At 35.5% G+C, this 14,318-nt stretch carries 14 protein-coding genes and 1 other annotated feature; of the genes, 13 read left to right on the top strand and 1 reads right to left on the bottom strand.

Annotation, left to right across the window (positions count from 1 at the left end):
* The first annotated feature begins 169 nt into the window (after positions 1-169).
* Positions 170-970 carry a phosphotransferase family protein gene (locus tag LZ578_RS09320; protein ID WP_235144899.1) on the top strand — a complete coding sequence of 267 codons (801 nt, stop codon included), beginning with the start codon at positions 170-172 and terminating at the stop codon, positions 968-970.
* Positions 971-1,075: 105 nt separating this feature from the next.
* Entirely contained in the window at positions 1,076-1,732 is a 657-nt protein-coding gene (gene trmB, locus LZ578_RS09315) for a tRNA (guanosine(46)-N7)-methyltransferase TrmB (RefSeq protein WP_235144897.1), read from the top strand.
* Between the two features lie 57 nt (positions 1,733-1,789).
* Here the strand turns inward: trmB and LZ578_RS09310 are convergent, their stop codons facing one another.
* A complete protein-coding gene (locus tag LZ578_RS09310) occupies positions 1,790-2,158 on the bottom strand; it encodes a PepSY domain-containing protein (protein ID WP_235144894.1) in 369 nt (122 codons plus the stop codon).
* A gap of 212 nt (positions 2,159-2,370) precedes the next feature.
* Here LZ578_RS09310 and pepA point away from each other — a divergent pair, with 212 nt between their 5' ends.
* The 11 genes from pepA to dnaI all read left to right on the top strand — a co-directional run bounded on the left by pepA (position 2,371) and on the right by dnaI (position 14,005).
* Positions 2,371-3,447, top strand: coding sequence for a glutamyl aminopeptidase (gene pepA / locus LZ578_RS09305; protein WP_235144891.1), 1,077 nt, complete (start codon positions 2,371-2,373; stop codon positions 3,445-3,447).
* Positions 3,448-3,487: 40 nt separating this feature from the next.
* A complete protein-coding gene (locus LZ578_RS09300) occupies positions 3,488-3,826 on the top strand; it encodes a thioredoxin family protein (protein WP_235144889.1) in 339 nt (112 codons plus the stop codon).
* A 23-nt stretch (positions 3,827-3,849) separates the two neighbouring features.
* Positions 3,850-4,464, top strand: a complete 615-nt coding sequence (gene ytpR, locus LZ578_RS09295; RefSeq protein ID WP_235144888.1) for a YtpR family tRNA-binding protein — start codon at positions 3,850-3,852, stop codon at positions 4,462-4,464.
* 36 nt (positions 4,465-4,500) lie between these two features.
* A complete protein-coding gene (locus tag LZ578_RS09290) occupies positions 4,501-5,001 on the top strand; it encodes a hypothetical protein (protein WP_235144887.1) in 501 nt (166 codons plus the stop codon).
* Between the two features lie 301 nt (positions 5,002-5,302).
* Entirely contained in the window at positions 5,303-6,634 is a 1,332-nt protein-coding gene (gene murC, locus LZ578_RS09285; protein WP_235144886.1) for a UDP-N-acetylmuramate--L-alanine ligase, read from the top strand.
* 190 nt (positions 6,635-6,824) lie between these two features.
* Entirely contained in the window at positions 6,825-9,473 is a 2,649-nt protein-coding gene (gene polA, locus LZ578_RS09280; protein WP_235144885.1) for a DNA polymerase I, read from the top strand.
* A 90-nt stretch (positions 9,474-9,563) separates the two neighbouring features.
* Positions 9,564-10,421 (top strand): DNA-formamidopyrimidine glycosylase, encoded by an 858-nt coding sequence (gene mutM / locus LZ578_RS09275; protein WP_235146441.1) that lies wholly within the window; start codon positions 9,564-9,566, stop codon positions 10,419-10,421.
* Entirely contained in the window at positions 10,418-11,023 is a 606-nt protein-coding gene (gene coaE / locus LZ578_RS09270; protein WP_235144884.1) for a dephospho-CoA kinase, read from the top strand. The genes mutM and coaE overlap by 4 nt, the downstream gene beginning before the upstream one ends.
* Before the next feature lie 77 nt (positions 11,024-11,100).
* A complete protein-coding gene (gene nrdR / locus LZ578_RS09265) occupies positions 11,101-11,631 on the top strand; it encodes a transcriptional regulator NrdR (RefSeq protein ID WP_235144883.1) in 531 nt (176 codons plus the stop codon).
* Positions 11,632-11,633: 2 nt separating this feature from the next.
* Positions 11,634-13,079 (top strand): replication initiation and membrane attachment family protein, encoded by a 1,446-nt coding sequence (locus tag LZ578_RS09260; protein WP_235144882.1) that lies wholly within the window; start codon positions 11,634-11,636, stop codon positions 13,077-13,079.
* A complete protein-coding gene (gene dnaI, locus LZ578_RS09255) occupies positions 13,079-14,005 on the top strand; it encodes a primosomal protein DnaI (protein ID WP_235144881.1) in 927 nt (308 codons plus the stop codon). Before LZ578_RS09260 ends, dnaI begins: the two co-directional genes overlap by 1 nt.
* 49 nt (positions 14,006-14,054) lie before the next feature.
* Positions 14,055-14,292 (top strand) — a binding site (T-box leader).
* Positions 14,293-14,318: the final 26 nt, after the last annotated feature.

Raw genomic sequence — 14,318 nt, 5'->3', positions numbered from 1 at the left:
AAAGACTAGGCTAAAAAGATAAAATGATAATAAAAATAGCTACTTTTGACAAAAGTATAGTGACTTTTCCTCTAATGAGTTATAAAAAGGGAAAGTCACTTTCGTTTCTACTAGTATGAATCAAAAGAAAAATATGCACCAACCAAGGAATGAGTAAGGAATGAATCAGATGGACTATAAAATGGATTCCGGATGGCGTTTGCATCCAATCGGAGGAGACACAGGGCAAGCATATATGGGAATCAGGGAAGAAGAGAAAGTGTTTTTAAAACGCAACTCGTCTCCCTTCTTAGCTGCGCTTTCAGTTGAGGGGATTACTCCTCGTCTCATTTGGACAAAACGAGTTGGAAATGGTGATGTTTTAACTGCCCAGGAATGGTTAGACGGAAGAGTTTTGACCGCAAAAGAAATGCAGTCGGTTGAAATTAGTAACATTCTGAGAAGGATTCATCAATCAGATCATCTTTTAAATATGTTACGTAAAGTAAAAGGTGAGGTATATGATCCAGAAACATTCCTAGAACAATATCAAGAAAATTTAAGCGAAGAATTAAATACGAATACATTCCTAAGTGAAATTGAGACATATCTTACCGAAACGATTATTTATATTAAAGGGTTCCAATACTCTGTTTGTCATGGTGATTTGAATCGGAAAAACTTTTTGCTAGATAAGAACGAGCGGCTGTACTTGGTTGATTGGGAAATGGTTAAGATTTCTGATCCTTTTTCTGATCTTGCGATGCTCTTGATTCAATATGTCGATCGGAAAGATTGGGGTACGTGGTTAGAGGAGTATGGTATTGAAGCCACTCCACAAACAACGATGTGTATGGAGTGGTACACTTTAGTTAATGGCTTGCTCCTTACCAAACGGTATCATCAAGAAGGAAAAAGTAAGAAAATGAATCAACAAATTCTTTTGATGAAAGAAACGTATGAAAACAGATTACATACAGATAATGAATAATCCTATTCCGACTGATTATAGGCGTAGGATTTCTTTTTTTGTAAAAGAACATCTAAAATAAAAATCTATTTAAATATAGAAATGGAAAATGAAAGAGGAGAAAAAATGAGAGTTAGACATAAACCATGGGCAGCAGATCGATTGGCTGAATATCCAGATTTTGTAGTTACGGAACCAACCCAATTAAAAGGAAAATGGGCAAGTACCTTTAAGAAAGCGGGTCCTCTTCAAGTTGAAGTTGGTTCAGGAAAAGGCCAATTTATTGTGGGGATGGCGCAATTACATCCAGAAATCAATTACATTGGTATTGAAAAACAAACGAGTGTAGCCGTTATGCTTCTAGATAAAATTATTGAATCAGGACTAACAAATGTAAAACTCTTAAATACAGATGGCGGAAATGTGGACGATTATTTTGAACAGGGTGAAGTTGATCGAATTTATTTAAACTTTTCTGATCCATGGCCGAAAAAACGTCATGATAAAAGAAGACTAACTCACCGTGTATTTTTGGAGAATTATGAACAAATTTTAAAGCCGGAAGGCGAAATTCATTTTAAAACAGATAATCAAGGACTATTCGAATTTTCACTGGCTAGTTTTTCACAATATGGAATGATTTTGGACCAAGTGTGGTTGAACTTACATGAGTCAGATTTCGAAGGAAATGTCCGTACAGAATATGAAGAAAAATTTTCTTCAAAAGGTCAAAGAATTTACCGAGTAGAAGCGCATTTTCCAAAGAAGAAAGAAATTAAATAAGAAGTTAAAATAAAAAACCAAGCAAAACAGGTAGCTGTTTTACTTGGCTTTTTTAAATTAAAGTTTATAAATATCAAGAATGGTTCCGGTATAGGAATCAGCAATAAATTCATACTGAACCAAGTCATCATTTTCTTTTTCTTTACGAGAAATCCCACCGTAATAGACTTCCGTTTCTGACGAAAAGCGAGTTAAAGGAACAGGATGAAGTTCAATCCATGAACCCTCAATTGGTCCATCTACTAGAAACATTTTTTTAACCGTTTCCAATATTTCGTCGCCGTCTACTCTTTTTTGATTTTCGTAAATAAGTGCAGTCACACTAGCGCCAATTGCGATTCCAGATGCAAACAGGATTCCTGCACAAATTTGTTCTTTATCTGACAGATTCAAATTCTTTTTCTTCATGCACAATTTTTCAAACATATATAGTCCCTCCATGATGGTTCCGTTTACTTCTAAAAATAGTATATCATAAAATTCGATACACGTACCAATGTTAGAAAAGATACTTTTCTTAAAAAACAGTAATATTGCCCCTTTGTTTTGCTTTCGGTATAATAAACGTAGTGAAAGATTAAAATACCGGCGCAGAGGGGGAAGAATAGCTAAAAAAATTTTAGTTATTCAATAAATGAATGGAAGAAAAAACATTTCAATTAATTAAAGAGTTAACAGAATTACAAGGGACAAGCGGAAGTGAACGTAATGTTCGTAATTACATGCGTGAAAAAATGGAGCCACTTGTAGATTCAATCGAAACCGATGGATTAGGCGGTATTTTTGGTATACGTGAAAGTAAACAAGAAGATGCTCCAAGAATTATGATTGCGGCTCATATGGATGAAGTCGGCTTTATGGTAGGTCAAATTACAGATAACGGAATGTTAAAAGTAGTACCTTTAGGAGGGTGGAATCCTTATGTGGTTTCAGCACAGCGATTCACTCTTCAAACAAGAACACAAGATATTCCTGTTATTTCTTCTTCTGTACCACCCCATCTTCTAAGAGGTTCATCTTCCAAGAATGATGTAAAAGTCGAAGATATTCTTTTTGACGCAGGATTTGATTCAAAAAAAGAAGCAATGGAATTTGGAGTTGTACCTGGAGATACGATTGTACCGGATGTAGAAACAATTTTGACTGCTAATAAGAAAAAAATTATTTCTAAAGCATGGGATAATCGATATGGAAATGCGGTGCTTATAGAAGCTCTAGAAGCCTTAAAAGGTGAAGAGCTGCCGAATACTCTGATTGCTGGAACAAATGTGCAAGAAGAAGTTGGATTACGTGGAGCAAAAGGAGCTGTACATAAGTTTGATCCTGATTTGTTCTTTGCTGTAGACTGTTCACCTGCGAATGATTTGACCACTAAAAAAGGTACCTATGGTCATTTAGGAGAAGGATTCCTTTTACGTATTCAAGATCCAGGAATGATTACATTAAGAGGAATGCGTGAGTTCTTGTTAGACACAGCCTCCACGCATGATATTCCTTATCAGTTCTTTGTATCAAAAGGTGGAACTGATGCAGGAGCAGCTCATGTGATGAATAACGGTGTCCCTAGTGCTGTTATCGGTGTTTGTGCACGTTATATTCATACTCATCAAACGATGTTCCAAATCGATGATTACGAAGCAGCAAAAGAAATGGTTATTCAAGTAGCAAAAACGCTTGATCGAAGTACATACGAAACCATTATGAATAACAACTAAATGTATAAAAAAAGAGAAAATATTTGAAGGAGGATGTACTATGAAAAAAGTAACTAATGAAAATGAAATAGCAGAATTAAAAACTAGAAAAAAATTAGTATTCGTATTCACGACAACTTGGTGTGGAGATTGTACCTATATCAAACCATTTATTCCTGCCATCGAGCAACGCTTCGAAGACTTTACTTTTGTAGAAGTAGATCGCGATGAATTCCTAGATTTTGCCAATGAGCTAGATGTCAATGGAATACCAAGTTTTGTAGTCTTTCATGAACGAGAACAAGTCGGTAGATTTGTTTCTCCAAACCGAAAGCATCAAGAAGAAATCGAAGATTTTTTAAATCAAGTAAATGATAACATTCGATTAGAAAACAAATAATGGAACAAAAGGAGAAACATCTAATGTGGCTAAGTTTTTATAATAAAGATTCAGTAGGGGATACCCTTCTACTAACCAAAAATCAAATCCCTCGAGAGTTCGTAGCAACCAAATCAGTAGGGGCTGTTACTCGTATTTTCAATCAAGAAACCGGCGAAACGGGTGCGTATAACTTGTTTTCTATATCGGATACGTTTACTCCGACTGGAAATGGCCAAGTCTTCTTGAGTGATAAAGAAACGGAAGAAGTTAATAATTTAATCAAAATTGCTGGTTTTCCTGATTTAATTACGATGGATTTAGAACCTAAATTAGTGGTGGGTCATGTTTTGGAATGCGTTCCACATGAAGATTCAGATCATTTGAATATCACACAAACGGACGTAGGAAATGGAGAAGTATTACAAATCGTTTGTGGTGCTTCTAATATTAAAAAAGGTCAAAAAGTTGTTGTAGCGAAACCAGGAACGGTTATGCCTGATGGAATGATTATTTGGCCTGGTGAATTACGAGGGGTGAAGAGTTACGGGATGATTTGCTCTGCAAAAGAATTAGGAGTAGAAAACCCAACAGGTAAAAAAGGGATTCTAGTATTAGATGCTGAAGCCGAAACTGGAAAACCTTTCACCAATAAATAAGAGCAAACACAACTGCTTGAGAAGGGAGTTAACGGAATGAAACCAATACAATATCAAAGTGATTTTTTAAATAATGAAAAAAAACAGTACAAGAAGCCTGTACCTCCAAGATCTTTTCCAAACTATTTGGTAAGTGATTCTGAGGAAACAAATGATCCATTTCCTAACGAGGTCAACCAATCAGAACCGAACTCACCTTTTATAGCAGAAAGTGTCCTAGATGCAACTTCAGCCGTACCGTTTATTCAACACAATCAAAAAAGATTTTCACAACATCAAGAAAAAAATGAACGTCCTAAAAGTAGTCATTTCACAGAAGGGAAACGGCGTGCAGATATGGAAAAGCGTGATAGTAAATCATATTCTTACTATCGAAGTCGTCGACCATTTAAAGTTACAGAAGTCCCTTCATTATGGAAAACAGACTTTGTTGAACGGAAAAAGCAGGTAGTTGATTACGAAAAAATTAAACAAGAGCTTATGGTTCCGACAGAAGAACTAATTTTTTTGGAGAATACCCCTGTAGAAACTAGATAAATATACATAAATGGTTTCGTTTATTGATTCTCGTATGATATGAAACGAATCTTTCCAAATCGTTGAATAGGATACAGATTCTCTTTTAAAAGAGAATGAAAGGAATGACTCTCTGCCCGTATTTGTTTTATTTTTGATGGGAACATGATATACTTTGTGATGAATTTTGTGCGAAAAAGAATCACTATTTTTTAAGGATAACAGGTACTCAATTGAAAATTAAAAGATAAAAATGAAATAGATAAACAGATTAGAACACATATAAACGGGTGGCTGTTTTGGAAATAGGTGGAGGAAAACAATGACTTTTGAAGAGGTATATTATTTTGTTGGGATTAAAGGATCTGGAATGAGTGCATTAGCAATGATTTTGCACGGAAAAGGCTTTAAAGTTTCAGGTTCAGATGTAGAAACATATTTTTTCACTCAAAAAGGATTGGATGATAAAGGAATTACAATTTATCCTTTTGACAAAGAAAATATAAAACCTGGAATGACAGTAATTGCTGGGAATGCTTTTTCTGATGACCACGAAGAAATTGTAAAGGCAAAAGAAATGGGATTAACGGTCATTCGTTATCATAATTTTATTGGTGAATTCATTAAAAATTATACAAGTATCGGAATTACTGGATCTCATGGAAAGACCAGTACAACTGGATTATTGGCACATGTTTTAGGTGGGATTGAACCAACTAGTTATCTAATTGGGGATGGAACAGGATTTGGTAGAGAAGACGCTGAATTCTTTGTGTTGGAAGCCTGCGAATATCGTCGTCATTTTCTTGCATACTCACCAGACTATGCGATTATAACGAATATTGACTTTGATCATCCTGATTATTACAAAAATATTGAGGATGTATTTCATGCATTTGATGAATTCTCATCTCAAGTGAAAAAAGGGATCATTGCTTGCGGAGAAGACCCTTGCTTGCGAAAACTAAGTTCAAATTATCCAATTATTTTTTACGGGTTCTCTGAAGATAATGATGTTTTTGTAAGAGATGTCGTAAAAAATACATCAGGAAGTTCCTTTGACGTATACATCAAAGGTGAAAAATATGGACATTTCTCAATTCCTTCTTATGGAAACCATAATATTTTAAATTCCATTGCGGTTATTACTTTTTGTTGGCTAGAAGGAATTGATAAAGAGCAAGTACAAGCACAGCTAGAAACGTTCGGTGGAGTGAAACGACGATTCACGGAGAAAAAAGTTGCAGATATGGTTGTCATTGATGACTACGCACATCATCCGTCAGAAATTAAGGCAACGATTGATGCTGCTACTCAAAAATATCCAGATAAAGAGATTATTGCGGTTTTTCAACCCCATACATTTACACGTACTATTGCGTTAATGGATGATTTTGGAGAGGCATTAAACTTAGCGGATTCCGTTTATCTTTGTGATATTTTCTCTTCAGCGCGTGAACAAACTGGAAAAGTTTCTATTGAAGACTTAGCAGGTAAAATCGCAAAAGGTGCTGAGGTTCTGCAGCTAAATAATATGAGTCCTCTTTTAAAGCATAAGAATGCAGTCGTTTTATTTATGGGTGCTGGAGATGTTCAAAAATTTGGAACGGCATATGAAGATTTATTAAGCTACAGTACTAAAAGAATGAGCTAACCAATATAATAACAGCTAAAAAACTTAACCGTCATCCTGTCCCGGTGCTACCTAACGTGCACTAGGATAGGATGATATTTTTTAAAAATCAATCATCTTTTGCCGTGGCTTTCCATTAATATGAAGGTTTGTTAGAATAGAGACAATAGATAGACAAGAATAGTGATATAGAAGTGAGGATGTTGGAAACATGTCAGAGAATAAGAAATTATTGTTATTAGATGGAAGTAGCCTTGCTTTCCGTTCTTTTTATGGACTACTAGATTTAAACCGCTTTAAAAATCAAAATGGATTGCATACAAATGCTCTATTTGCCTTTAACCGAATTATGGAAAAATTATTTGAAACCGAAAAACCTACTCACCTTTTAGTTGCTTTTGATGCAGGGAAAACTACTTTTCGTACGGAGTTTTTCGAAGATTATAAAGGTGGCCGTCAAAAAATGCCATCTGAACTTGCAGAACAATGGCCTTATTTTAAAGTTCTTGTGGATGCAATGGGTGGTAAAAGCTATGAGCTTGCGAACTATGAAGCAGATGATATTATTGGAACCTATGCGAGACGTGCAGAAAAAGAGGGGTTTGAAGTTGTTATTATTACGGGAGATCGTGATTTAACGCAACTTGCTTCTGAAAAGACTCGGGTAGATATCACCGTAAAAGGCGTATCCGATTTGAAGGCTTATACACCAGAATCCATTCGTGAAGAATTTGGAATTGAACCCTTGCAAATTATTGATATGAAAGGGCTAAGTGGTGACGCATCGGATAATTATCCTGGTGTTCGTAAAGTTGGTGACAAAACAGCACTGAAGCTTTTAAAAGAATATGGTTCACTAGAAAATATATATGAACATGTCGATGGTATGAAGAAAAGTAAAATGAAAGAAAATTTAATTGCTGATAAAGAAAATGCTTTTTTAAGTAAAAAACTAGCAACCATTGATGTGGATACTCCCGTTGAACCAACCTTGGATTCATTAGCCTTGGAAGAAAGAGATACTGAAAAATTAGTTTCTTTTTATCGTGAAATGAATTTCCGTACCTTTTTACAAGATTTGGATCTTAGTGAGGATGATTTATCGGAAGAATTTAATGAAATTACGTACACAAAAGTAGATACCATTACTCCAGAACATTTTAGTGATGAAATGTCTCTATACGTAGAAATGTTGGAAAACAATTACCATTATGGAACCATCGTGGGGATTAGTTGGGGAGACAAAGAACATCTTTATGTAGCCGAACCAGATGTAGTTTTCCAAAGTCAAGCGTTCAAAGAGTGGGCTGAAGATCAAACTAAGAAAAAAATGGTATATGATGCAAAACGAACGATTGTAATGTTGCATTATGCCGGAATAGAAATTTCAGGGATTGAGTTTGATACGTTACTTGCTTCTTATACGATTAATACGAATGACAGTGGTCGTGACTTGGCTTTAGTGGCACAAGAACATGGATATTTTGATGTATCTGTTGATGAAGTCATTTATGGAAAAGGAGCAAAGAAAGCTGTTCCTTCTGAACAAGAAGTTTTGTTTAAGCACGTAGCTCGTAAAGCAAAAGCAATTCTAGAACTAAATCAAAAACTAATTGATGAATTAAAAGAAAATAATCAACAAGATTTATACTTTGACATGGAACTTCCTTTGGCCCTAGTGCTAGCAAACATGGAGATTACGGGAATCAAAGTAGAGCCAGAACGTTTAGAAATTATGAAAGAAGAATTCTCAGAACGACTGTTAGAAATGGAAAAAAACATCCATATCGAAGCAGGAGAAGAGTTCAATGTAAATTCACCTAAACAACTAAGTGTCATTTTATTTGAAAAAATGGGACTAAAGCCGATTAAAAAAACAAAGACCGGCTTTTCAACAGCCGTTGACGTTCTAGAAAAACTTAGCAGTGAAGCACCTATTGCTCAAATGATTTTAGATTATCGTCAGTTAGCAAAACTTCAATCAACGTATGTAGAAGGTTTATTGAAGTGCATCAAACCAGAAACGGGTAAAATTCATACGATGTATGTTCAAACGCTAACCCAAACAGGACGACTAAGTTCAACAGAACCGAATCTACAAAACATTCCGATTCGAATGGAAGAAGGAAGAAAGATTCGTCAAGCTTTTGTTGCTCAAAAAGAGGGCTGGAAAATATTTGCTTCTGACTATTCTCAGATTGAATTAAGAATTTTAGCGCATATTTCAGAAGATGACCACATGAAAGAAGCTTTTATTGAAGGACAAGACATTCATAGTTCTACCGCTATGAGAGTTTTTGGAATTAGTGATCCAGAAGAAGTTACCGCAAATGTGCGTCGTCAGGCAAAAGCAGTAAACTTTGGAATTGTTTATGGAATTAGTGACTATGGACTTTCTCAAAACTTAGGAATTACACGTAAAAAAGCTCAGGAATTTATCGATCGTTATTTTGAAAAATACCCAGGAATTAAAAGGTATATGGAATCTATCGTTAAGGAAGCAAAGGAAACTGGATTTGTTGAAACGTTATTCCATCGTCGGCGATATTTACCAGATATTAATAGTAGTAATTTTAATTTGCGTTCCTTTGCAGAACGTACTGCTATCAATTCACCTATACAAGGTTCCGCAGCGGATGTCATTAAAGTAGCAATGATTCGTATGCAAGAAGTTTTAAAAGAAAAAAATCTACAAGCAAATATGCTTTTACAAGTACACGATGAACTAATATTCGAATGTCCCGCAGAAGAAATCCCTATTTTGGAAAAATTAGTTCCTGAAGTAATGGAACAAGCTGTTTCCTTAACAGTACCTTTGATTGTAGAAAGTGGATACGGAGATAGTTGGTACGAAGCATAATAGAATAAAAAAAGAGGAGGAAGAATGGGAACATCAAATACGTTCCTGCTTCCTTCTCTTTATTCTGAACCGAGTAAAGGGGGAGAAAGGATGCCAGAATTACCAGAGGTTGAAACGGTAAGACGAGGGTTGAACACATTAGTGGCAGGGTCTACTATAGAACACGTTGATGTTTTTTGGAGTCGAATGATTACTCCACCATTTTCATCACAAAAATTTGCAGAGAAATTAAAGGGCGAAAAGATTCATACGATTGAACGAAGAGGAAAATATTTAATCTTTTTGTTAGATCATTGGGCTATGATTTCTCATCTACGGATGGAAGGGAAATATGAAGTTACGAGTAGGAAAGAGGAATATAAAAAGCATACGCATGTTGTTTTTCACCTTACAGATGGAAGAGATTTACGTTACTTGGATGTCCGCAAGTTTGGTCGCTTTACATTAGTTCCAATTGACAAGCAAGACGAATACGAACCTATTAGAAAACTAGGGCCAGAACCAACACCAGAAAGATTTTGTACAAGTGATTTTCAACAGACCCTGTCTAAAACTAGACGAACGATCAAAGCGGCCATTTTAGATCAACAAGTTGTTGCGGGAGTTGGTAATATTTATGCAGATGAATCCCTTTTTGAAGCACGAATTAATCCACTCAAACCAGCAAATACATTAACAAAAATAGAAGTCAAACAGTTACATGATGCGATCATTGATGTAATTGGTCGTGCCGTTCAAGCAGGTGGATCTACGATACGAACGTATAAAAATACACTAGGCGAAGCAGGCGAGTTTCAAGTATCCCTTCATGTATATGGAAAAAAGAATGAAGCATGTCCTCGTTGTGGAACACCAATTGAAAAAATAAAAGTAGCTCAAAGAGGAACGCATTTTTGCCCTCAATGTCAACCATACACTCCTATTGATAAGGAGGGGACCCCTCTTTGACATTTATACTTGGATTAACTGGTGGAATTGCTACAGGGAAATCAACCGTCGCTAACTATCTGGCAGAACAAGGTATTCCTGTTGTAGATGCGGATGTTGGTGCAAGAGAAGTTGTCAAGCCGCATTCAGAAGGTTTACGAAGAATAGTAGAAGCATTTGGTGAAGAGATCCTTTTGGAAGATGGTTCTTTAAATCGAAAACGATTAGGTGAACTTGTTTTCTCTCAAGAAGAAAAACGACACATATTGAATTCGATCGTACATGTTTTGATACGAGAATGGATCCAAACAAAAACGAAATTACTCACTGAAGAAGGGATTCCACTTATTGTCTGGGATATTCCACTATTGTATGAAACAAACTATCAAATAGATTGTGATCTAGTTATGGTAGTGTACGTGCCAAAAGAATTGCAAATCCAAAGATTGATGAATAGAGATAAACTTACGCTAGAACAAGCTGAAGATCGAATCCACACTCAAATGCCAATAGAAGAAAAAAGAATAAAAGCCAATATTTTGATTAATAATAGTGGAAGTATTGAAGATACATATCTCCAATTGGATTCTTGGCTGAAAGAAAATGCTAGCTTACTGGAATAAGCAAGGAAATAGACTTTTTTGGCATGGAAATATGCTATACTAACGTTAATAAAACCATGTAGAAAGGGGTCGAAAAGATGCAATGTCCTAAATGCCAGTACAACGGTTCAAAAGTTGTAGACAGCCGTCCGGTGGAAGAAAGTAATTCTATTCGGCGCAGAAGAGAATGCGAAAAATGTCATCATCGGTTTACGACCTTTGAGAGAATTGAACAAACGCCACTCCTCGTTATCAAAAAAAATGGAACACGTGAAGAATTTAATCGAGAAAAATTGTTACGTGGCTTAATTCGTTCTTCAGAAAAGCGTCCAATTGCTTTGGAGCAGTTAGAAGATATCGTTTCCCAAGTAGAAAAAGAAATTCGTGCTCTAGGAGAAAATGAGATTCCTAGTATGGAAATCGGAGAATATGTGATGGATAAGTTGGCAATGATTGATGATGTTGCTTATATTCGTTTTGCTAGTGTATACCGTCAATTCTCAGACCGAAAAACGTTTTTAGAAGAATTAAAAAATATGGAAAAGAAAATGAATGGTGAACAACCAGAAAAAGAACTTCCTAAAGAAAATAATGAAAAAGATTTACCATTGAATGAAGAGGGTCGTTAGAAATGAGTTATCCGTGGAAAAGTTTGAGTCCAAAAGACTCTTTCTTAATTCAACAAAATTGTTTTATTACTGATATAGACAAAAAAATAATAACGTTCCTCTACCAACCAATTATTGGTTCTCATGCGTATAGCCTTTATATGACCCTTCTTTCCGAGGTAGATGAACACACATCACGTAGTAGAGAACATTTACATTCGGAATTATTTTCTCTTCTGGGAATGGGAATTCCTGAATTTTACCAAGCGAGGGTTCGTTTGGAAGGAATTGGTCTTTTAAAGACCTATATGCAAGAAGGCACAGACAAAGAGTATGTCTATGAACCTTGTCCTCCCGTAAGTAGCAAACACTTCTTTGAAGATGATCTTTTACGTCTCCTATTACTCGATCGAGTGGGGGAAAGAAAGTTGTTGGCCTTGCAAGAACGATTTAGTATTCAAAAAAGAAATCAAAAGAACTTGAAAGACATTACGAAATCATTTTTAAGTGTCTATGATTTTTCAGAAAACTCTTATCAACAACAGGGAGAAATTTCTCAGAATCATTCAGAAAGTGGTCTGCAATTGATTGGCTCTCAACAAGGGAACGTACCTCAAATTCAAGAAAATTCCTTTGATTTTTCTTTTTTAGAACAACTTCTAGAAAAAGAATATTTCAGCGAAGGAGCCCTCACAAAAGAGTTGAAGAAGACAATTACAGTGCTGCATACCTTGTATGGAATTGATGAAATGGGTATCTCATCCTTTGTTCTTCGTGCTACTAATTTAGAGACCGGCATTGTAGATAGAAAAGAATTAGAGAATGAAGTTGCAGAAGCTTATGGTAGGAAAGGGTCTTCCGGTCATAAAGTACAAGATAAAGTTGAAAAAGAAATTGAAAAAACTAAATCAAAATCAGTTGACCGCAAAGCAGAACTTAAAAAATCTGGGTATACAGAAAAAGAAATCAAGTTAATTAGCATGAGTGAACGATTTAGTCCGATTGAATTTATTACTGATATAAAAAATCAGAAAAAAGGAACGGTAACGGCTAATGAAAAGAAACTATTAAAAGTTCTTCTTGATGAACATAGTATTAGTCCAGCTGTTTTAAATATGTTGATTTATTATATGTTAGTGATTCAACAAAAACCTACAATGAGCAAAGGGGTAGCGGAGGCAATTGCTAATGATTGGACTCAATCTAATGTGGAGCTACCGGAACAAGCGATTGAAAAATCAAAACAATTTGTTGGAGAGAAAATAGCTAGTGCAGAACGTAGACAAGAAAAACGTTCTACTGCCACTTATTATGGTAAAAATGTAGTTCGAAAAATTGAGAAACTACCGGAATGGGCTACGGGAGAAAATGCTGTTCATTCAGAAGAGTTACTCCCAGATGACGTACAAGAAAAATTAAATGAACGCTTGAAGAAGTTTAGAGATGCTGGAAAGGCAGGAGATAAATGATGGACCATGTTGGAAAGGGATTTCGAAAGTATATGAGTGATCCCAAAATTAGTAAACAATATCAAGAGATGATTGAGTCGGTTCATGCAGATCCAGCCATCCAAGCATTTTTTGATGAGCATCAAGAACTCCTATCTCAAGAAATGATTTCAAATAGTTATTCAAAATTATATGAATTTTTAAATGAGAAAAATAAATTGGAACAAGGGAAAATCGGTCAAAATCCTGGATATGAGCCTCATTTAGCTTTAAATGCTGGATATATCGATGTAGTTTACCGACCGACCGCTGAAACCATTAAGAAAGAAAAAGAAAGAGAGTTACGTGGACGTATTCAATCGATTAACGTTCCCAAAGATGTTCGTTCTGCTACGATGGATAAATTTTTAAAGACGAGTGATCGTATGGAGGTATTAGACTTTGCATTTGATTTTATTGAAAGCTATGCCGATCAACCCCATGCCCATCACCGTGGAATGTATCTTTATGGACCTTTTGGAGTAGGGAAAACATACTTACTAGGTGCGATTGCCTATGAACTTTCTCTTCGAGGACATCTTACAACCTTGATGCATTACCCTACTTTCACTCAAGAGATGAAAGCTTCCATAGCGGATAATTCCGTTTCTGGAAAATTAGATGTTATCAAAAAAGCAGAAGTATTAATGCTAGATGATATTGGAGCAGATATTAACTCTACTTGGGTACGAGATGAAGTATTAGGAGTTATTTTACAGTATCGAATGCAAGAGGAGCTACCTACTTTCTTTTCTTCTAATCTTAATTTTAAAGAATTAGAAGAGCATTTCCGAGTAGGGAATCGTGGAGAAGATGAGCCGATTAAAGCAAAGAGGTTAATGGAGCGCGTTCTGTATTTATCTAAACAAGTTAAAATGACCGGGAAAAATCGTCGTTTACAAGAGTGATCCTTGCTTTTTGATCACGTTAATGGTTTAATAGCTATATTAAAAACAAAACAAATCAATGAGAAAGACACCCATAAAAAGATTTCATTTAAAGAGAGGGATGGACGGCTGAGACATCCTAATGTACTTTTTATTGGACCACTTTTGAGAGACTTTTTGAAGAATATAAGGAATAGAAAAGTCCGGGCTGCCCGTTATAGCGACTAAGAGAGTCAATTTTTTTGATGATTTATATATCAAAAAGAAGACTAAACTTTGGGTGGAACCACGTACATTACGTCCCATTTCTGAATGCAATTGTATTCAGAAATGG

It is taken from the genome of Jeotgalibaca sp. MA1X17-3, from assembly GCF_021513155.1.
In the GTDB taxonomy this organism is placed as follows: Bacteria; Bacillota; Bacilli; order Lactobacillales; family Aerococcaceae; genus Jeotgalibaca.
The sequence above is the reverse complement of the archived record's forward strand: the minus strand, read 5'-3'. Positions and strand labels throughout refer to the sequence as shown.